The organism is Nocardioides sp. GY 10127, assembly GCF_004919085.1.
Taxonomy (GTDB): Bacteria; Actinomycetota; Actinomycetes; order Propionibacteriales; family Nocardioidaceae; genus Nocardioides.
On record NZ_STGL01000001.1, the window covers coordinates 89,359 to 108,491 of the forward strand.

Annotated in this window: 17 protein-coding genes; 12 read left to right on the top strand and 5 right to left on the bottom strand. The window is 74.4% G+C overall.

Annotated elements, in window-relative coordinates; genetic code table 11:
- Window positions 1-3: 3 nt before the first annotated feature.
- Window positions 4-546: a PAS domain-containing protein gene (locus tag E8D37_RS00380; RefSeq protein ID WP_136567782.1), complete on the top strand. Its 543-nt coding sequence runs from the start codon at window positions 4-6 to the stop codon at window positions 544-546.
- 39 nt (window positions 547-585) lie between these two features.
- Here E8D37_RS00380 and E8D37_RS00385 read toward each other — a convergent pair whose 3' ends face one another.
- Window positions 586-1,830 carry a multidrug effflux MFS transporter gene (locus tag E8D37_RS00385; RefSeq protein WP_206055495.1) on the bottom strand — a complete coding sequence of 415 codons (1,245 nt, stop codon included), beginning with the start codon at window positions 1,828-1,830 and terminating at the stop codon, window positions 586-588.
- An 85-nt stretch (window positions 1,831-1,915) separates the two neighbouring features.
- Here E8D37_RS00385 and E8D37_RS00390 point away from each other — a divergent pair, with 85 nt between their 5' ends.
- The gene (locus E8D37_RS00390) at window positions 1,916-2,380 is read left to right on the top strand and encodes a MarR family transcriptional regulator (RefSeq protein ID WP_136567784.1); all 465 of its coding nucleotides are present in this window, start codon (window positions 1,916-1,918) and stop codon (window positions 2,378-2,380) included.
- Between the two features lie 45 nt (window positions 2,381-2,425).
- Here the strand turns inward: E8D37_RS00390 and E8D37_RS00395 are convergent, their stop codons facing one another.
- The 3 genes from E8D37_RS00395 to E8D37_RS00405 all read right to left on the bottom strand — a co-directional run bounded on the left by E8D37_RS00395 (window position 2,426) and on the right by E8D37_RS00405 (window position 6,258).
- A complete protein-coding gene (locus E8D37_RS00395; protein WP_136567785.1) occupies window positions 2,426-3,721 on the bottom strand; it encodes a nicotinamide-nucleotide amidohydrolase family protein in 1,296 nt (431 codons plus the stop codon).
- Between the two features lie 37 nt (window positions 3,722-3,758).
- Window positions 3,759-5,030: a methyl-accepting chemotaxis protein gene (locus tag E8D37_RS00400; protein ID WP_136567786.1), complete on the bottom strand. Its 1,272-nt coding sequence runs from the start codon at window positions 5,028-5,030 to the stop codon at window positions 3,759-3,761.
- An 88-nt stretch (window positions 5,031-5,118) separates the two neighbouring features.
- Window positions 5,119-6,258 carry an aminotransferase class I/II-fold pyridoxal phosphate-dependent enzyme gene (locus E8D37_RS00405; RefSeq protein WP_136567787.1) on the bottom strand — a complete coding sequence of 380 codons (1,140 nt, stop codon included), beginning with the start codon at window positions 6,256-6,258 and terminating at the stop codon, window positions 5,119-5,121.
- Window positions 6,259-6,402: 144 nt separating this feature from the next.
- Between E8D37_RS00405 and E8D37_RS00410 the strand changes: the two genes are divergently transcribed.
- The 4 genes from E8D37_RS00410 (at window position 6,403) to E8D37_RS00425 (ending at window position 12,061) form a co-directional block, all read left to right on the top strand.
- Window positions 6,403-6,840 carry a Fur family transcriptional regulator gene (locus E8D37_RS00410; RefSeq protein WP_136567788.1) on the top strand — a complete coding sequence of 146 codons (438 nt, stop codon included), beginning with the start codon at window positions 6,403-6,405 and terminating at the stop codon, window positions 6,838-6,840.
- A gap of 79 nt (window positions 6,841-6,919) precedes the next feature.
- The gene (gene katG, locus E8D37_RS00415) at window positions 6,920-9,154 is read left to right on the top strand and encodes a catalase/peroxidase HPI (RefSeq protein WP_136567789.1); all 2,235 of its coding nucleotides are present in this window, start codon (window positions 6,920-6,922) and stop codon (window positions 9,152-9,154) included.
- 169 nt (window positions 9,155-9,323) lie between these two features.
- Entirely contained in the window at window positions 9,324-9,911 is a 588-nt protein-coding gene (locus E8D37_RS00420; RefSeq protein WP_136567790.1) for a hypothetical protein, read from the top strand.
- A gap of 599 nt (window positions 9,912-10,510) precedes the next feature.
- Entirely contained in the window at window positions 10,511-12,061 is a 1,551-nt protein-coding gene (locus tag E8D37_RS00425; protein WP_240770096.1) for a DEAD/DEAH box helicase, read from the top strand.
- 98 nt (window positions 12,062-12,159) lie between these two features.
- Here E8D37_RS00425 and E8D37_RS00430 read toward each other — a convergent pair whose 3' ends face one another.
- Window positions 12,160-12,468, bottom strand: a complete 309-nt coding sequence (locus E8D37_RS00430; protein WP_136567791.1) for a hypothetical protein — start codon at window positions 12,466-12,468, stop codon at window positions 12,160-12,162.
- 172 nt (window positions 12,469-12,640) lie between these two features.
- Here E8D37_RS00430 and E8D37_RS00435 point away from each other — a divergent pair, with 172 nt between their 5' ends.
- The 6 genes from E8D37_RS00435 to E8D37_RS00460 all read left to right on the top strand — a co-directional run bounded on the left by E8D37_RS00435 (window position 12,641) and on the right by E8D37_RS00460 (window position 19,101).
- Complete coding sequence (locus E8D37_RS00435; RefSeq protein ID WP_206055496.1) at window positions 12,641-13,210, top strand: VOC family protein; 570 nt, start codon at window positions 12,641-12,643, stop codon at window positions 13,208-13,210.
- A 147-nt stretch (window positions 13,211-13,357) separates the two neighbouring features.
- Window positions 13,358-15,013, top strand: coding sequence for a methyl-accepting chemotaxis protein (locus tag E8D37_RS00440; protein WP_136567792.1), 1,656 nt, complete (start codon window positions 13,358-13,360; stop codon window positions 15,011-15,013).
- A 50-nt stretch (window positions 15,014-15,063) separates the two neighbouring features.
- The gene (locus E8D37_RS00445) at window positions 15,064-15,711 is read left to right on the top strand and encodes a SatD family protein (RefSeq protein WP_136567793.1); all 648 of its coding nucleotides are present in this window, start codon (window positions 15,064-15,066) and stop codon (window positions 15,709-15,711) included.
- Complete coding sequence (locus tag E8D37_RS00450) at window positions 15,708-16,481, top strand: hypothetical protein (RefSeq protein WP_136567794.1); 774 nt, start codon at window positions 15,708-15,710, stop codon at window positions 16,479-16,481. The genes E8D37_RS00445 and E8D37_RS00450 overlap by 4 nt, the downstream gene beginning before the upstream one ends.
- 90 nt (window positions 16,482-16,571) lie before the next feature.
- Window positions 16,572-17,948 carry a lipase family protein gene (locus tag E8D37_RS00455; RefSeq protein WP_168929554.1) on the top strand — a complete coding sequence of 459 codons (1,377 nt, stop codon included), beginning with the start codon at window positions 16,572-16,574 and terminating at the stop codon, window positions 17,946-17,948.
- A gap of 202 nt (window positions 17,949-18,150) precedes the next feature.
- On the top strand, window positions 18,151-19,101 hold the full coding sequence (locus E8D37_RS00460) for an aldo/keto reductase (protein ID WP_136567796.1): 951 nt from the start codon (window positions 18,151-18,153) through the stop codon (window positions 19,099-19,101).
- The last annotated feature ends 32 nt before the right edge of the window (window positions 19,102-19,133 follow it).

The window sequence follows — 19,133 nt, forward strand, 5'->3', positions numbered from 1 at the left end:
GACATGACGCACACCCTGCAGGGCCGGGAGGTCCGGCTCCGGCCCGGCGAGATCATCGTCTCGAAGACCGACCCCCGCGGCCGGGTCACCTACGTCAACGACACCCTGGTGCGGGTGAGCGGCTTCACCGAGGCCGAGATGCTCGGGCAGCCGCACAACGTGGTCCGGCACCCGCAGATGCCGCGTGCCGTCTTCGGCTACCTGTGGACCGAGCTGCTCGCGGGCCGCGAGGTCTTCGGCTACCTCGCCAACGCCACGCGGGACGGCGGGTTCTACTGGGTCTTCGCGCACGTCACGCCCACGCGGGCGCCGGACGGCTCGATCCGCGGGTTCCACTCGACCCGGCGTGCGCCGCAGCAGGCGGGCATCGACGTCTTCCACCCGCTGTACCGCCGGGTGCTCGAGGCGGAGCAGCGGGCCGGCGGGTCGGCGCGGGAGCAGCTCGCCGCGGGCGAGGCCGCCCTGGCCGCGGAGCTCGCGGCCAGGGCGACGACGTTCGACGCCCTCGTGTGGTCCTCGACCGCCGCCGAGGGCGCGGCGGCCTGATCCCCTTCGGTCAGGCTCCGTCCGCTCAGGCCCGTCGGTTCAGGAGGCGAAGCGGCCCCGACCGGCGAGCAGGAAGGACGCCGAGCACACGACGGCGCTGGCGAGCATGAGGAGCGCGACCGGCAGCGGGCCGTCGCCGATCCCGGACAGGACGGAGACGACGCCGCCGAGGGTGAACTGGGCCGCGCCCAGCACGGCCGAGGCGGTCCCGCGGCCCCGGGGGACGGCGGCCATCGCGAGCGCCGCGAGGTTGCCCAGGAGCAGACCGAGCGAGGAGACCGCGACGAAGATCGGCACGGCGAGCCAGCCGACCGGGACGCCGGCGAGCGCCAGCACGACGAGCGCCACGCAGGCCAGGCCGACCAGGGTCAGGCCGACGCCCGCGAGCCGGTGGATGGGGTGGACGGTCACGAGCTTCGCGGAGACCGCGCTCACGACCATGAGGCCGAGGGCGTTGAGGCCGAAGACGAGGCCGTAGACGGTCTCGGAGAGGCCCATCTGGTCCTGGTAGAGGAACGGGGAGGCCGAGATGTAGGTCATGAGCACACCGAAGGCGAACGTGAAGGCCACGGTGTAGCCGACGAAGGCCCGGTTGGCGAGGCCGGCCCACGCCGAGGGGCGGCCCACGTGGGCGGCGTGCTCGGCGGCCCGACGGTCGGCGGGGAACGTCTCGGGGACGAACGCCACGACGGTGACGAGCATGAGCACGGTGAGGCCCAGGACGACGGACAGCAGGCCGCGCCAGCCGAGCGGCCCGGCCAGCACGCCGCCGACCGCGGGACCGATGACGGGCGCGACACCGCCGACGATCATCATCAGCGAGAGGCCACGCGCTGCGGCGCGCCCGCTGGTGAGGTCGGTGACGACGGCGCGGCCGAGGACCAGGCCCGCGGAGCCGGCCAGGCCCTGCACCAGTCGCGCGGCGGCGAGCAGCCAGAGCGAGGTCGCCGACACCGCGACGACGCCGGCGAGGATGCAGACGACGACCCCGACGAGCAGCGGCCCGCGGCGTCCGAAGCGGTCCGAGACCGGCCCGAAGACGAGCTGCCCGGCGGCCATCCCGACGAGGAACATGGTGAGCGTGAGCTGGGCGCCCGTGTCGGTGGTTCCCAGGTCGGAGACCATCGACGGGAACGCCGGCAGGTAGAGGTCCGTGGCGAGCGGGGCGACGGCCGCGAGCAGCGCCAGCGTCAGCAGCAGCGGCCGCGAGAGGGCACCGGAGGGCGCCTGGGGGTCGGGCTCGGGGGCGTGGTCGAGGGGGGTGGGGGCGACGTCGGTCGTCACGGGGAGCGCTCCTGCGGGATGGCGTGTGGTTATGAGAACATAAAGACTGCCCGAGACCAACGACGGTTGTCGAACAGGAGAGCGCATGACGTCGCCCACACCAGGTCAGGAACCGGTCCCGATGATGGAGGACGTCGCCGACGCCCTGACGTCGGTGGCGCGGGTCCTGCTCGGTGCCCACTTCCCGCGGGACGCCGTCCGGCTGACCCCGAACGAGGTCGCGGTGCTGCGCCACGTCCACCGGCATCCCGGCGCCACGTCGGGGGAGACCGCCGCCGCCACCGGGCTCCAGCGCAGCAACCTCTCGACGACCCTGCGCTCGCTGGAGGCCTCGGGCCTGGTGGAGCGGCGGCACGGCGACGACGCGCGGACGGTGTGCCTGCACGTCACCGCGGCCGCCGAGGCAAGCATGCAATCGGTGAGGCAGGGCTGGGGGCGCGCCCTCGAGGACGCGCTCGCCCGGAACGGCGGACCGGTGTCGGCTTCCGCCCTCGAGACGCTGCTGGCGGTCGTCGTCCGGATGGAGGAGGGCCTCGCGGCCGCCCTCTGAGCGCGGGGGGTGGTGCGTGGGGGGCTGTGCGCGGGGCGCGCCCGGTCAGCCCCGCAGCTGCGCGAGCAGCCGGTGCATCACCGTCACGACGGTGCGCCGGCGCACGCGCTCGCGCGGGCCCCGCAGGTGCAGGGCCTCGGCCAGGACGACGTCCTCGCTGGTGAGGCAGACGTGCACGAGCCCGACGGGCTTCTCGGGGGTCCCGCCACCCGGGCCGGCCACGCCGGTGATCCCGACGCCCCAGGTGGTGCCCAGCCGGGTGCGAGCCCCGTCCGCCAACGCCCGTGCCACCTCGGCGGAGACGGCCCCGTGCTCGGCCAGCACCTCCTCGGGCACGCCCACCTGGTCCCGCTTCACCTCGTTCGCGTAGACGACGAACCCGCCCTGCAGGTAGTCGGAGGAGCCGGGCAGGTCGGCCAGGCGCGAGGCGAGCATGCCGGCCGTGCAGGACTCGGCGGTCGCCACCGTAGCCCCGGCCGAGCGGAGCGCCTCGGCGAGCAGCGCGTCGAGGCTGCGGCCGTCGGGGCTGAACAGGGTGGCGCCGAACTCGTCGGCCACCGCGTCGACCAACGCGTGCCAGGCGTCCGCGTCGTCCGGCGAGAACCGGCCGACGACCTCGAGCTCGCCCACGTCGTCGATGCAGGTCGTGAGCTCGACGGCGGAAAGCCGCGAGCCGGGTGCGTCCTCGAGCCGCCGCAGCAGCGCGGCCAGGTCGGACTCCAGGGTCCCCCACAGCCGCAGGCGCTCCTGGACGAGCGGGACGCCGGCGTCCAGGACCGCGGCGACGTGGGGGTCGAGGACGGCCAGGGGCCACATGCCCTGGAGCTCGCCGGGAGGGCCGGGGAGCACCAGGACCGGCGCGCCGGTGCCCCGGGCGGGAGGCACGACCAGGCCGGGGGCGGTGCCGACCGGCTCGATCACCGTGGCGCCGCGCGGCACCAGCGACTGCTTGCGGGCCCCCTCGGCCGCGGCGGCCGGGTCCAGGCTCCAGCCGTTGCGGGCGGTCACCGCGTCGATGCGGGCCTGCACCCTCGTCCGCAGGCCCTCGTCGGGCTCCAGGGGCCGGCCCTGGTGCGCGCCGACGACCTCGGCGGTGAGGTCGTCGGCGGTGGGGCCGAGCCCGCCGGTGGTGACCACGAGGGCGTGCGTGGGGGTGAGCCACGAGAGGGCGGCGTGCAGGTCCTCGGGGCGGTCGCCCACCACGACGACGGTGCCGATCTCGACCCCGGCCTCGCGGAAGCGGTCGGCGAGCCAGCCGCCGTTGGCGTCCTTGACCCTGCCGGTGAGCACCTCCGTCCCGGTGACGACGACGGCGGCGCGGGGACGGGCAGGGCTGCTCACGCTGCCAACGTATCCCCGTGGCTGAGGGGTGGGTCGCTCAGGCCGCCGAGGCGATGCCCTGGAGGGTCGCGGCGCCGTCGGCGATCCCGCGGGCCTCGTTCGCCGTGGCGGCGACGGTGCCGGTGATCTGCGCGACCACCGCCGACTGCTCCTCGATCGCCGCGGCCAGGGTGGCGACCTGGCGCTGGAGCTCGTCGATCTCGCCGCCGATGCGGCTCACGTGCTGCACGGCGTTGCCCATGTCCGTCTCGACCTGGCCGATCGTGCTGCTGATCGACTCGGCGTTCTCGCCGGTCTGCCGGGCCAGGTCCTTCACCTCGCCCGCGACCACTGCGAAGCCGGCGCCGGCGGCCCCGGCGCGGGCGGCCTCGATGGTGGCGTTGAGGGCCAGCAGGTTCGTCTGGTCGGCGATCGTCGAGATGACGCTGCTCGCGGTGACGACGGCACGGCTGGAGCCGGCCAGGGCCTCCATCACGCTCCCGGCCTCGCGGGCCATCTCGGCCACCTGGTCGCCGATGGCGCCGGTCGTCTGGGCCGTCCGGGACAGCTCGGCGATCGCCGCGGAGAGCTCGTTGACGGAGGCCGAGGCGACGCCGGACTGGTCGGAGACGGTGGCCGCCGCGGTGGCCAGGCTGAGGGCCTCCTGCTGGATGCGGGCCTGGAGCGCCTCGCGGGCGGCGAGCTCCTCCGCGACGCCGCGGGCGCGCTCCTCGGCGGCCCGCTCGTCCGCCTCCTTCGCGGCGACCTGGGCGGCGAGGGTCTCGGCCTGGGCCTCGGCGACGCGCGCCGCGGTGAGGTCCATCTGGTGCCGCAGCCACGACAGGCAGCCGCCCACGGCGGCCGCCACCGGCCAGACGACGACCACGTAACCGACGGGGTCGGTCTGGGACGGGTCGAGCGTCGCGATCAAGGAGAGCGAGCCGAGCTGGAGGGCGAGGGTCACGTAAAGCGTGGCGCGGGGCAGCGACACGCCCACCCACAGGGAGAGGCAGATGCTCGCCACGGCCGCCGAGAGCGACAGGCCGTCGACGAGGAAGGCCTGCGCGACCTGGACGACGACGACCTGGTACGGGATCGACAGGGGGAGGGCGGCCGGCACGCGCGACCAGTCGAGGGGCCAGAGCGCGGCACCGACCACGACCTCGAGCAGGCCGAAGCCGATCATCGGCCACGACACCCCGCCGAGGACGCCGGCGACGACGAGGACGGCACCGTTCACGCCCCAGAGGATGGGGAGGAGCCGCCCGGTGAGGGAGACGTCGATGCCCGGTCGGGCGGTGGCGGCGGCAGCGGTGGTGGAGGTCGTCACGCTGCGGGGATCGGCAGGGGTCGGCGTGACTTGAGCAAGGGCCCCGCGGACGGGTCCTTCGCCCCGTGGACGACGCGGGGCGAGCCGCTCAGGGAGCGGGGAAGCGGGCGAGCGCGGCGGTGACGACGTCCTGGTCCCCGGCGTAGCAGGCGCGCACCCACCCCTCGCCCAGGCTGCCGAAGGTGGACCCGGGGGCCACGGCCACCCCGCGGGTGAGGAGCAGCTCCTCGCACCAGGCGGCCACGTCCCCGCCGCTGACGTGGGAGACGTCGATCCACAGGTAGAAGGCCCCGCCGGGCACGAGGTAGCGGATGCCGAGGCCGTCGAGGACCTCCCGGGCGGCAGCCAGGGTGGCGCGGTAGCGCTCGCGCGCCTGCTCGATGGCGTCCTGGGGGCCGGTGAGCGCGGCCAGGGCGGCCAGCTGGGCCGGGGCGTTCACGCAGGAGACGGAGGCCTCCTGGGAGGCGCGGAAGCGCTCGTCGAGGCCGGGCGGCGTGACCAGGTAGCCGACCCGGGCGCCGGTGAGGGCGTAGGTCTTGGAGAGGGAGAAGACGCCGAGGACGCGGTGGTCGGTGTCGAGGGCGGTGAGGGAGGTGAAGTCGCCGCCCCAGTCGAGGTACTCGTAGACCTCGTCGCTGATCACCCACAGGTCGTGGCGCCGGGCGACGTCGAGCAGGGCACGCAGGACGTCCTCGTCGTAGGTGACGCCGAGCGGGTTGGACGGGCTGTTGACGAGCAGCGCCCGCGTCCGCGGGGTGACGAGGGCCTCGACGGCCGCGGGGTCGGGCACGAAGCCGTGCTCGGGCAGGAGGGGGTAGGGCACCGGCACCCCGCCGACGAGACGGGCGGTCATCGGGAAGTTCGAGTAGCCGGGGTTCGGCACGAGGATCTCGTCGCCGGGGGAGAGGGCCATCGCCATCGCCGTCTGGAGCGCCTGCATCCCGCCCGCGGTGACGTGCACCTGCGAGAGGTCCACCTCCACGCCGGTGAACCGGGCGAGCTTGTCGACGATCGCGGCGCGCAGCGCCGGGATCCCGCTGTTCGGCGTGTAGTGGGTGACGTCGTCCAGCCAGGCCTTCGCGCCCGCCTCGAGGATGTGCGGGGCCACCGGCATCGAGGGCTCCCCGACGGTCAGGTCGAGGACGTCGTCCAGGCCCTGCGCGAGGTCGTAGATGCGGCGGATGCCGGACGCGGGGACGGAGGCGACGGTGGACGAGAGGTGCGGCACGGGCCCATGGAAGCGCCTCGCGGCGTCCTCGTGCCAGGGGCCCTCCCGCCACGCGCCACCGGCGTGTGCCAGGTCACGCCTGGACCGCGGGACATGCCGTCGGAAATCTTGACTCGATCAAGAAAGTGCGGCAGGTTCGGCCCCATGACAGGTCCGACGAGTGATCCCGCCACGCTGCTGCGTGCCGCGGGCCTGCGCGTCACCCAGCCCCGGCTGGCGACCCTCCGGGTGCTCGCCGGCATGCCCCACGCCGAGACCGAGGCGGTCATCGCGGCCGTCCGCGCCGACCTCGGCGAGGTCTCGCACCAGGCCGTCTACGACGTGCTGCGCGTGCTGACCGACGCCGGTCTCGTGCGACGCATCCAGCCGCAGGGCTCGGTCGCGCGGTACGAGACCCGCACCGGCGACAACCACCACCACGTCGTGTGCCGCTCCTGCGGCGCCATCGAGGACGTCGACTGCGCCGTCGGTCACGCTCCCTGCCTGACCGCGGAGGACGACCACGGCTTCCGGATCGAGGAGGCCGAGGTCGTGTACTGGGGCACCTGCCCCGCCTGCGCCTCCGCCCGCGTCGCGACCTGACGTCCGCACCACCCGCTCTTTCCCGCTCCCACCGCCCACCGCCGCCACTCTCGCGGCAGCACCACCGGAAGGACATCGCATGACCACGGAGCCCACCCCAGGCAACGAGCACGGTCAGATCACCACCGACGAGCCCGTCGAGGCTCCCGCGGCCGGTTGCCCGGTCGCGCACGGTGAGGACCTGCCGTCCCCGCTGACCGGCGACGCCAACGCCGTCTGGTGGCCGAACCGCCTCAACCTCAACATCCTGGCCAAGCACGCCCCGGCCAAGGACCCGATGGACGAGGGCTTCGACTACGCGGCCGCCTTCTCGGCGCTCGACCTGCCGGCCGTCAAGGCCGACATCGTGGACGTCCTCACGACCTCCCAGCCCTGGTGGCCGGCCGACTTCGGCCACTACGGCCCGCTGATGATCCGGATGGCGTGGCACTCCGCGGGCACCTACCGCGTCACCGACGGCCGCGGTGGCGCCGGTGCCGGTCAGCAGCGCTTCGCGCCGCTGAACTCCTGGCCGGACAACGTGAGCCTGGACAAGGCCCGCCGCCTCCTGTGGCCGGTGAAGAAGAAGTACGGCAAGGCCATCTCGTGGGCCGACCTGCTCATCCTGGCCGGCAATGTCGCGCTCGAGGACATGGGCTTCGAGACCTTCGGCTTCGCCGGTGGCCGCGCGGACGTGTGGGAGCCGGACAACGACGTGTACTGGGGCTCCGAGACCACCTGGCTGGGCACCGACAAGCGCTACTCGGGCGACCGCCAGCTCGAGAAGCCCCTCGGAGCCACCACCATGGGCCTCATCTACGTCAACCCGGAGGGCCCCGAGGGCGTCCCGGACCCGCTGGCCGCCGCCCGCGACATCCGCGAGACCTTCGGCCGCATGGCGATGAACGACGAGGAGACCGTCGCCCTCATCGCCGGTGGTCACACCTTCGGCAAGACCCACGGCGCCCACGCCGACGACAAGATCGGCGCCGACCCCGAGGCCGCCCCGCTCGAGGACCAGGGCCTGGGCTGGAAGAACGGCTACGGCTCCGGCAAGGGCGTCGACACCGTCACCTCCGGCCTCGAGGTCACCTGGACCACCACCCCCACGAAGTGGGGCATGGGCTTCTTCCACAACCTCTTCTCCTACGAGTGGGAGCTCACCAAGAGCCCTGCCGGGGCGAACCAGTGGGTCGCCAAGGACGCCGAGGACACCATCCCCGGTGCCCACGGCGAGCCGAACAAGAAGCCGACGATGCTCACCACGGACCTCTCGCTGCGCTTCGACCCGATCTACGAGCCCATCGCCCGCAGCTTCTACGAGAACCCCGAGAAGTTCGCCGACGCCTTCGCCCGCGCCTGGTTCAAGCTGACCCACCGCGACATGGGCCCGCTGGCCCGCTACCTCGGCTCCGAGGTCCCCTCGGAGACCCTGGTCTGGCAGGACGTCGTGCCGGCCGGTGCCCCGCTGACCAAGTCCGAGGTCGTCAAGGTCAAGGCCGCCATTGCCGAGACCGACCTCTCCGTCGCCCAGCTGGTCTCCACCGCGTGGGCCGCGGCGTCCTCGTTCCGCTCCTCCGACAAGCGCGGTGGCGCCAACGGTGGCCGCCTGCGCCTCGAGCCCCAGGTCACCTGGGAGGTCAACGAGCCCGAGAAGCTCCGCGGCGTCATCGCGACGCTCGAGGGTGTCGTCGAGACCGTCGCCGCCGCCGGCATCACCGTCTCGTTCGCCGACGTCGTCGTCCTCGCCGGTTCCGTGGGCGTGGAGAAGGCCGCGGCCGCGGCGGGCGTCACCGTCTCCGTGGACGTCACCACCGGTCGCGGCGACGCCACGCAGGAGCAGACCGACGTCGAGTCGTTCTCCTACCTGGAGCCCGCCGCCGACGGCTTCCGCAACTACGTCGGCAAGTCCGCCGAGCGGCCCGCCGAGTTCGAGCTCGTCGACCGCGCCAACCTGCTCGGTCTCTCCGCCCCGGAGATGACCGTGCTCGTCGGCGGCCTGCGCGCCATCGGTGCCACCTACCAGGGCACCGAGGCCGGCGTCCTCACCTCCACCCCGGGCGCGCTGACGAACGACTTCTTCGTCAACCTGCTCGACCTGGGCCACACCTGGAAGCCGGTCGACGGCGCCGAGGGCACGTACGCGTGCTTCGACGACGCCACCGGCGAGCAGAAGTGGACCGGCACCCGCGCCGACCTGCTGTTCGGCTCGAACTCCGAGCTCCGCGCCGTCGCCGAGGTCTACGCCTCCGACGACGCCTCGGAGAAGCTGGTCCGCGACTTCGTCGCGGCCTGGACCAAGGTCATGGACGCGGACCGCTTCGACCTCGCGTGAGCCGGTGGGGCGCTGCGGCGCCCCACCCCCCGCGCACCCGACGCTGCACTCGACGCCCGGCCGGACCACGAGGTCCGGCCGGGCGTCGGCGCTTTCCGAAGGCCCGGCGCGACCGGGTCCGAGGTCCCTCGGGGTGGCGGGACGTCGGCTCCTCGGGCAGGCTCGGCGCATGACCTCCCACCGGACCGGTACCCGTCGCGCCCGCGCCGTCCTGCCCGCCGTCACCGTGCTCGCCCTCGTCGGCCTCGGGCTGGTGGGCTGCGGCTCGGACGACTCCGACAGCGCCGCCTCGGCGGACTCGTCCTCCGCCGCGGCGTCCACGGACGACTCGGCGAGCGCCTCCGACTCGGCGGCCGGCTCGGCGTCCGGCTCCGGCGACTACTGCGCCGACCTCGCCTCCACCCAGGACGACCTCAGCGCGCTCGACTCCGACGACCCCACGAGCCTGGAGAAGGCCTTCGACGCCTTCGACGTGCTCGCCGCGGAGGCGCCCGACGACGTGGCGGACGACTGGGCCGTCCTGGCCGGGGTGGCCGACAACGTCCGCAACGCCCTCGAGCAGACCGGCCTGACCCTCTCCGACCTCTCCGAGCTCAGCAGCACCGGCGAGCTCCCCGACGGCGTCACCCAGGCGCAGGTGCTCGCCGTGGCCAACGAGCTGACGAAGATGTCGAGCACCAAGACCAGCAAGGCTGCCCAGGCCATCGCCGCCGCGGCCCAGAGCGACTGCGGCATCACGCTCGGCGCCGCCGGCTGACGGTTGGTTCGGCCGCTGGTTCGTCGGCTGGCGGGGTGCTGGCGGGGTCGGTCTCGGCCGTGGCGTGGTCAGGTTTGGTCACCAACGGTGTGCTGCGGGGCTGTCTGGCGCACGTTGGTGATCAAACGTGGGGCTGGCGGCGGTCGGCGGCGGCTGGGGTCGTCCGGCCGGGATGCGGGCTGAGTTCGGCCGTGGCGTGGTCGGGTTTGGTCACCAACGGTGTGTTTCGGGGTCGCCAGCCTCACGTTGGTGACCAAACGTGGGGCCGAGCGCCGTGGCGGAGGCGCAGGAGCCGCCAGAGCCGCCAGAGCCGCCAGAGGCGCCAGGCCGCCAGAGACGCCAGGCCGGTAGGGCCGAAGGCCGCGATGTGGGCGGACGCACGGCGCCGGTGATGGTGCGCACCGACCACCCGACCCGTACGCTGGTGGACATCAGCTCGGCTCCGGCTCCCGCCACGGGTTGATCGCACGTCGCAGCAGCCCGTCCTCGACAGGCCGCACCCGCGGCCGCCGGCCCCGCGCCGGCCCTGCTCCGTGCGCGCCGCACCCCGACCCGGGGCTCGCGGTCACCGGCGGGACGTAGAGAGATTGCGACGTTCCTTGTCACACCCCACCGCCGACGTGCGCGCCGGCTTCGCCGGCCTCGGCCTGCCCACCTCCCTCGTGTCCGTGCTCGCCGAGCGCGGCATCACCGACCCCACCCCGATCCAGGCGGCGACGCTGCCGGACTCCCTCGCGGGCCGTGACGTCCTCGGCTGCGGCCGCACGGGCTCCGGCAAGACCTACGCCTTCCTGCTGCCGCTCGTGGCACGCCTCCAGGGTGGACGCCGTGCCGCCGCAGGGGCCCCGCGCGCCCTCGTCCTGGCCCCGACCCGGGAGCTGGCCAACCAGATCCTCGAGTCGCTCCAGCCGCTGGCCGAGGCCGCGGGCCTGAGCACGCGCGTCGTGTTCGGCGGCGTGGGGCAGAACCCGCAGGTCCAGGCGCTGCGGAAGGGCGTCGACGTCCTGGTCGCCACCCCGGGCCGCCTCGAGGACCTCATCGGCCAGGGCCACTGCCGCCTGTCGTCGGTCGAGGTCAGCGTCCTGGACGAGGCAGACCACATGTCCGACCTCGGCTTCCTGCCCGCCGTCCGCCGCCTGCTCCGGGCGACCCCCGCCGACGGCCAGCGCCTCCTGTTCTCCGCCACCCTCGACAAGGCCGTCGACGGCGTGGTCCGCGAGTTCCTGAGCTCGCCGGTGACGCACCGAGCCGACCCGCCGGTGGCGCCGGTCAGCACGATGACCCACCACGTGCTGCACCTCGACCGCGACCAGCGGCTCCCCGTGCTCGTCGACCTCACCAGCGCCCCCGGCCGCACGGTGGTCTTCACCCGCACCAAGCACGGCGCCAAGGCGCTGGCCCGCCAGCTGAACAAGAACGGCGTCCCGACCGTGGAGCTGCACGGCAACCTCGGCCAGAACGCCCGGGTGCGCAACCTCGACGCCTTCACGGACGGTCGGGCCAGCACGCTGGTGGCCACGGACATCGCCGCGCGCGGCATCCACGTGGACGACGTGACGCTCGTCGTCCACGCCGACCCGCCGGCCGAGCACAAGGCCTACCTCCACCGCTCCGGCCGCACGGCCCGCGCGGGGGAGTCCGGCACCGTCGTCACCCTCATGACCTCCGAGCAGGTGCGCGACGTCCGCGACCTCACCCGCGCGGCCGGCATCAAGCCCACCACCACCAAGGTGGACGGGCCGAGCCACCCCGTCCTGCGCAGCCTCGCCCCGGGCGAGCGGCGGCGCAGCGGGGGTCTCGACCTCACTCCGCCGGCCCAGCCGGCGGCGTCCGGCGAGAGGACCGAGGGCGGGCGCAGCGGTGGCCGTCGGCGTCGTCGCGGTGGTCAGGGTGGCCAGGCAGGCCAGGGCACCCAGTCCGGCCAGGCCCACGCCGGCCAGTCGCGGACGGGGCAGTCGCGCTCCGGCCAGGGTGGCGGCACGCGGTCGGGCCAGGCCCGGACGCAGGGTGCCGGCTCGTCGACCGGTGGCGCTCGCACGGGTGGCGCCCGTCGCGGCTCCGGCCAGGGCACGGGCGGCTCGAGCAACGGGTCGTCGCGTCGTCGCGGTGGACGCTCCGGCGGCTCCCGCCCCGCTCAGCCGCGCGGCTGAGACACCGGCCGGACACGGCGTCCGGCCTCACCTGCTGTTCCGCCCACGGGCGGGGGCGCTGCCCCCGCCCGTGGTGTCGTCTCCGGGTCGGAGATCCGTCAGCCGCGCGCGGCCGGGCGGTCGGCGAAGCAGTGGGCAGCGCCCGCGGTCACCGCGGTGACGACGCCGACCGACGGCCACGCGCCGATCTTCTTCGCGAGCGGGTGGGAGCCGCCGAACGCGCCCAGGTAGAGGCCGAGCAGGCCCGCGGTGCGGGCGGGCCCGACGTCCTTGCTCCACGTGACGGCACTGGCGGCTCCGGCGGCGGCCAGGACGACCCCGCCGAGGGGGCGGACGCCCGTGAAGCGAGCGGTGGCGTAGCCGCCGACGAGGCCGGCGCTGACGAGGACTGAGGTAGGAACACGCACGACGGCGACGGTAGCGCGGCGGCACGAGCCGCCTTCGGGTGGACGCGGCGAGGGCCGCCCCCGGTGACGCACCTCGCACCCGGCCGGGCGACGAGGGCGGCCGTCGGGACTGCCTACGGTCGTGGCGGGCGGTGCGCCTGTGCCGCTCGAGCCGAGCCCCGAGGAGACCGTGGTGACCACCACCAGCGCGCTGACGACCGGATCCACGACGAGGCTGACCCCGCGGGGGATCAACCACGTCGGCATGACCGTGCCCGACCTGGACGAGGCCACTCGATTCCTGCGCGAGGCGTTCGGCGCCCGCGTCGCCTACGACGGCCTGACCGCCGACGACGACCCCCGCGAGGGCCCGGAGGTGGAGCGTCAGCTGGGCCTGCCGCCGGGCGCCCGCATCGTCCGCCAACGGATGCTGGTGCTGGGGGAGGAGGGTCCGTCGGTGGAGACGTTCGAGGTCGAGGCCCCGCACGGCCGTGCCGCGGACCTCACCACTCTGGGGCTCCAGCACCTGAGCCTCCTCGTGGACGACATCGAGGGCATGCTCGAGCAGGTCGTGAGCGCCGGGGGCGAGGCGCTCTCGGAGGTCCACCCCAACTCCCGGCACGAGGACACCCCCGGCAACGGCAGCGTCTACGTGCGGGCGCCCTGGGGGATGCTGGTGGAGCTCCAGACCCTGCCCCACGGGCACTGGTACGGGCCCGACTCCGAGGCGAGGCTGTGGAGCCCCGGTCGCAGCGACGCCTGAGAGGGACTGCCGGCCCGCGGCCGGACCGGGCGTGAGGATCGTGTGAGGATCGCAGGTCGCACTCAGTGCACACGTTTGCGCGTCGATGGGGGACGAAAGTCCCTCGGCAGAGAGTCGTGTGTCATGAACCCGGTACGGAGTCCTCAGATGGTCCCGACCGGCGCGACCGGCGCGTCCGCGCTGCTGCGCCGCACGTCCATCAGCACGCGGCTGGTCGGCCTGGCGCTGCTCGGGCCGGTGGCACTGGCCGTGGCCGCCGGTCTCGGCGTCCGTGCGTTCGCCACGCAGCAGGAAGCCACCGATCGCGTGGGTACCGCGGTGGCCCTGGCCACCCTGGCGCAGGCGACGCGGTACGACACTGCGGACATGAACGGCTGGCAGACCGCCTACGCCTTCGACGCGCTGAGGGGCGTGGAGGGTGCGTCGACCACGGGCGAGAGCAGGGCCGCGTTCCTGGACTCCGCTGCGCGGTTGGACGGTCACCTCTCCGAGCTCGCGGGCCTCGTCCCTGCCGACCTCGCCGACGACCTGGCGGCGGCCCAGGCCGCCTACGACGCGTTCATGGCCGCGGACGTCGAGGTCGCCGACGCCTACGAGGTGGGCACCGTCGCGGCGACCGAGCGGGCGAACGACCTTGTGCTGGGTCCCGAGATCGAGAACTTCCAGGCGATGGCGGTCGCGCTCGACGCGCTGGCGACCGGGGTCCAGTCCGCGAGTGACGCGGCCTCGGCCGAGGCGGCCGCGGCGGCTGCAGCGGGGAAGCGGGAGCTGGTGCTGGCCGCGGTGCTGGGTGGGTTGGCGTCCCTCGGCGTGGCCGTGCTGGTGGGGTCGTCCGTGCGGCGTCCCCTCGCCCTGCTGGAGCGGACGCTGGACGGCCTCGCGCACGAGCAGGAGGCGGACCTCACGCTCCGCCTGCCCGCCGACGGCGGTGACGAGCTGGCCCGCATCTCCGGTTCCTTCAACGCCTTCGCGGACCGGATCGCCGCCGCCATCTCGGACGTCCGGGAGGCCGCGCTGGCGGTCACGGCCGCCACGCACGAGCTGTCGACGACCGCCGGGCAGGTCGCGGCGGAGGCGGAGTCCTCCTCGCGTCGTACCGGTGAGGCGGCCCGCGCCGCCCGTGAGGTCTCGACCGGCATCACCGCCGCCGCGCGGGCCACCGACGAGATCGTGCTGGCCGTCGGCGAGGTCTCGGAGGCCACCGTCCAGGCGGCCGCCGTGGCCGACGACGCCGTCTCCGGTGCGGGCGTGGCCACGGACGTCATGGGCCGTCTCGAGCAGTCGTCGTCCGGCATCGCGGACGTGGTCCGGCTCATCACCCGGGTCGCCGAGCAGACCAACCTCCTCGCCCTCAACGCCACGATCGAGGCGGCGCGCGCCGGCGAGGCCGGCCGCGGGTTCGCCGTCGTGGCGGGCGAGGTCAAGGAGCTGGCGCACCAGACCTCGTCGGCGACGGAGGACGTCTTCGCGCGGGTGGGCTCCATCCAGGAGGACGCGGCGCAGGCGACCGCGGCGATCCAGGGCATCCGCGCCCTCATCGGCACCGTCAACGAGCACCAGCAGACCATCGCGGCGGCGGCGGAGCAGCAGACCGCCACGTCCGGGGAGATGCGGCGCAGCGTGGGCCGCGTCTCCGAGGCGGCCGAGCTGATCGCGACGCAGGTGTCCGGCGTGGCGGAGAGCGCGGCGCAGACGTCGGAGGCGATGGGCCAGGCCGTGGTCGCGGTGGAGGAGCTCGCCCGGCTCTCGGACGAGCTGGACCGGCTGACCGGCTCGTTCCGGGTCACCGCCCGCGCCGCATGAGTGAAGGCTAGCGCTTCATTTAATCCATCTGAAGCGTTACGCTTCAGTGCATGACAGCCGTGTACACCCTCATCGGCGACCTCGTGGGGTCCCGGCGGCTCCCGGACCGCGCGGCTGCTCAGGAGCACCTGGCCGACGTCCTGGCCGCCGTCGGTGACGAGGTGCCGGGGCGGCAGCCGCTCGAGGCGACCGTCGGTGACGAGGTCCAGGGTGCCTTCGACTCCCTCGGCGACGCCACCCGTGCGGGTCTGCTGGTCCGGCTGCGCCTGCTGGCGGCCGGGATGGACCTGCGGTGCGGCTACGGCCACGGCGAGGTCACGGTCCTCGATCCCGGCCGTCGTCCCCTCCTCCAGGACGGTCCGGGCTGGTGGGCCGCGCGCGAGGCCGTCGAGGTGCTCGACGGCCCGCGGCGGTCCGGCACGAGGAGCTGGTACGTGGGGCCCGGCGCCGAGGCCGCGCGGGCGTACCTGCTCGTGCGGGACGCCCTGGTCGACCGGCTCTCGCCCGCCCACCGGACCATGCTCGACCTCGCCCTCTCCGGTGCGAGCCAGGCCGAGGTCGCCGCGGCGACGGGGGTCTCGCCGTCGGCCGTGAGCCAGGCCTTCGCCCGGGGTGTCGGCGCCGTGCGGGAGGCTCAGGACCTGGTGTCCGGCGGCGCGCTGGGCGGTGTCGCCGCGGAGGGGGAGGGAGAGAAATGAGTCTCGTCGTGGTCGGGCTGTGGCTCGCGGTCCTGGGGGCGGCCGACCTCGGTCGGGCCGGCGCCGACACGGTCGGGCGGACGCGGCAGGCCCTGTGCCTGGCCCTGGGTCTGGCCGTGCTGGTCCCCGGTCTGCTGCTGGTGCGGCCCTCGGGGGCCTGGGGCCTCCTGCTCGGCCTCGTGCTCGCCGCGCTGCTCGGCGCCTGGCTGGTCAGCACCGGCTGGGCCCTGGACCCGCGGCGCCCGCCACGGCACCGCGCCCGCGCCCGGGTCGCCGCGTTCGGCGCCGTGGGGCTGGGCCTGCTCGTGGCGCTGCTCGCGGTGCAGGTGGTGGACCACGAGGTGACCTGGCCGGCGTGGACGTCGCGCACGCTGGCCGCGAGGTGGCCGGCCGCCGACCTCGTCGTGGCCGGCGGGGCGGTCCTGGTCCAGCTGGCCACGGGGAACCTGCTCGTGCGGCTGCTGCTGGACGCCGTCGGCGTGCCGGCGACGAGCAACGAGAAGCGGCTGCGCGGCGGCCGGGTGCTGGGCCCGATGGAGCGGCTGTTCGTCCTGGGGCTCGGCGGCGTCGGCGAGCTGACGGCCGCGGCAGTGGTGGTCGCCGCGAAGGGGCTGCTCCGCTTCCCCGAGCTGCAGCGCGCCCAGCTCGAGCCGCGCCGGCTCGCGCCGGCGCCCGACGGGCCGAGCGACGTCACCGAGTACTTCCTCATCGGCAGCTTCGCCAGCTGGTTGCTGGCGCTCGCCGGGGTGGCGCTGGTCCACCTCGCCTGAGGGAGATCGACGACGGGGCGTGACCCGCCGGGGACGGGGTCGTTGAGAGGTGGGTCACACCCTCGCTCGCTCCCCCCAGGAGGTCCCACCGTGGCGCACCCGTCCCGACGTCCGCGTCGTCGTCGCCCCCGAGCCGTCGGAGCCTCGCTCCTCGCGGCGAGCCTGGCCCTCACCGCGCTCGTCTCCAGCGGTCCGCTGGGCTCGTTCACGGCCAGCGCCGACGGGACCGTTCCCCCGACGGACGCCACCGCGGTCCCTCTGCCCAGCCACGACCCGTTCTACCGCTACCAGGGCGAGACGCCGCTGCGCGAGGTGCCCCGCGGGACGATCCTCGCCCAGCGCGCCGTGACCCTCAGCGCCTTCGGGGTCGTCGGCACGCCGGTCGAGGCCGAGCAGCTGCTCTACCGGACCCAGGACCAGCGTCGGCGTCCGAGCGTGGGCGTGACGACGGTGCTGACGCCCAGCGCGCCCGCGACCGCGACGGTGGCCTACCTGAGCTTCTACGACGCGCTGGGTGACCAGTGCTCGCCCTCCTACACCCTGCGCGGAGGGGACGCGGGCACCGACTCCGCCAACCAGACCGCCCAGATCGAGGAGGGACTCGTCGCCGAGCTGCTGGCCCAGGGCTACGCCGTGACGGTGCCCGACTTCGAGGGAGTCCACCAGCACTGGGTCGCGGGCCAGGAGTCCGGGTGGAGCACGCTGGACTCCGTCCGGGCGACCAGCACGTTCCTCGCCGCCGACCCGCTCACCACGCCGCTGACCGACCAGGTCGGGCTCTACGGCTACTCGGGCGGATCGATCGCGGGGGAGTGGGCCGCCGAGCTCGCGCCGCGGTACGCCCCCGAGATCGACCTCGCCGGCGCCGCCCTGGGCGGTCTGCCCGTCCACCTGGCGCACAACCTCGAGTACGTGAACGGCTCGGAGGACTGGTCGGGGGTGATCCCCGCCGTCCTCGTCTCCCTGGGTCGGGCCTTCGGCGTCCCGATGCGCAAGTACGAGTCCGCGTACGGCCGACGCGTGCACCGCGAGGTGCACGACCAGTGCATCGGCTCGTTCAACGGCAACTACCCCGGGCTCACCGTCCAGCAGCTGCTCAAGCCGCGCTACGCCGACTTCCTCGGCGTCCCCGTCTTCGCCCGGATCGTCAACCGACTCATCATGGGCAGCACTCCGGGGGACCCGGAGACGCCGATGATGCTGGCGGTCGGGGACCACGACGGCACCGGCGACGACGTCATGGTCGTGGCGGACGTCGGCGCCCTGGCCCGGGAGTACTGCGACGCCGGCCTGGAGGTGCGCTACCGGGTGTACGCGAGCTCCGACCACTCCCAGGCGGGGCTGCAATTCTTCGAGCAGGGCATGGAATTCCTGGCCGAGCGGTTCGCCGGCCTGCCCGTCGCCGACTCCTGCGTCGGCGTCCCCGAGGGGGGCTCCCTGGACCCGGTGCCCGTGGAGCGGGGCTGACGCGGCGGTGTGTCAGTCCTCGCTGATGGGAACCCGGCACCGGTGAGACGGCCCGGACGCCGAGCCCCCTGTGCGGCGTCCGGGCCCCGTCTCGCCCCGCCCACCCGACCGGGCGGAACAGATGTCGGAGAGCGCGTGCTGTGGTGGAGGTGACGGGACAGCACCGCCCCGCCCTCATCACCTCACCGAAGGAGGCCGTGGCATGGCCACGCTCGGCAGCACCGGTATCGATCTCTTCCCGCTCGTCCTCGGCACCAACAACTTCGGCTGGACGTCGCAGGCCGACGAGGCCCACGCGATCCTCGACGCGTTCGCCGACGGCGGCGGCACGCTGGTGGACACCGCGGACTCCTACTCCGCCTGGGTGCCGGGTCACACCGGTGGCGAGTCCGAGACCGTCATCGGTCAGTGGATCGCCCGGGGGAACCGCGACCGCCTGATGGTCGGGACGAAGGTGAGCCAGCACCCCGACTTCCAGGGCCTGTCGGCGGCCAACGTCCGCAAGGCGCTGGACGCCTCGCTCCAGCGGCTCCGCACCGACCACGTGGACGTCTACTGGGCGCACTTCGACGACGAGTCGGTGCCCCTGGAGGAGACGGTGGCGGCGTTCGAGGAGGCCAGGCTCGCCGGCAAGACGCGTTTTGTGGCGGTGAGCAACTACTCGGCCGAGCGGATCGAGGAGTGGGTCGCCATCGCCCGGCGCGAGGGCTTCGCCGCCCCGGTGGCGCTCCAGCCGCACTACAACCTCGTCGTCCGCGAGCCGTACGAGTCCACGCTCGCCCCGGTGGCGGCCGCGCACGACCTGGGCGTGACGCCCTACTGGTCGCTGGCCGCGGGCTTCCTGACCGGCAAGTACCGCACGCGCGAGGACCTCGCGGGCACCGCCCGGGAGCAGCAGACCTCGGGCTACTTCTCCGAGGAGGGCCTGGCCGTCGTCGACGTCGCGGCGCAGGTCGCCGAGGCCCACTCGGTGAGCATCGCGGCCGTCGCCCTGGCGTGGCTCGCCGGTCGTCCGCAGGTGGCGGCGCCCATCGCGTCGGCCCGGACCACCGAGCAGCTCGCGGACCTCATGCAGGTCGGCTCGCTCCAGCTCACGGCGGAGGAGACCGCGGCCCTCGACGACGCCTCGGCGAAGGTGCCCGCCCAGAACTGAGTCCAGGGCCGAGTCCTGGGTTCCCCCGCTCA

Coding starts and splice junctions, on each gene's coding strand:
- E8D37_RS00380 (WP_136567782.1), top strand. CDS start 4: ATGACGCACACCCTGCAGGGCCGGGAGGTCCGGCTCCGGCCCGGCGAG.
- E8D37_RS00390 (WP_136567784.1), top strand. CDS start 1,916: ATGACGTCGCCCACACCAGGTCAGGAACCGGTCCCGATGATGGAGGAC.
- E8D37_RS00410 (WP_136567788.1), top strand. CDS start 6,403: ATGACAGGTCCGACGAGTGATCCCGCCACGCTGCTGCGTGCCGCGGGC.
- katG (WP_136567789.1), top strand. CDS start 6,920: ATGACCACGGAGCCCACCCCAGGCAACGAGCACGGTCAGATCACCACC.
- E8D37_RS00420 (WP_136567790.1), top strand. CDS start 9,324: ATGACCTCCCACCGGACCGGTACCCGTCGCGCCCGCGCCGTCCTGCCC.
- E8D37_RS00440 (WP_136567792.1), top strand. CDS start 13,358: ATGGTCCCGACCGGCGCGACCGGCGCGTCCGCGCTGCTGCGCCGCACG.
- E8D37_RS00445 (WP_136567793.1), top strand. CDS start 15,064: ATGACAGCCGTGTACACCCTCATCGGCGACCTCGTGGGGTCCCGGCGG.
- E8D37_RS00450 (WP_136567794.1), top strand. CDS start 15,708: ATGAGTCTCGTCGTGGTCGGGCTGTGGCTCGCGGTCCTGGGGGCGGCC.
- E8D37_RS00460 (WP_136567796.1), top strand. CDS start 18,151: ATGGCCACGCTCGGCAGCACCGGTATCGATCTCTTCCCGCTCGTCCTC.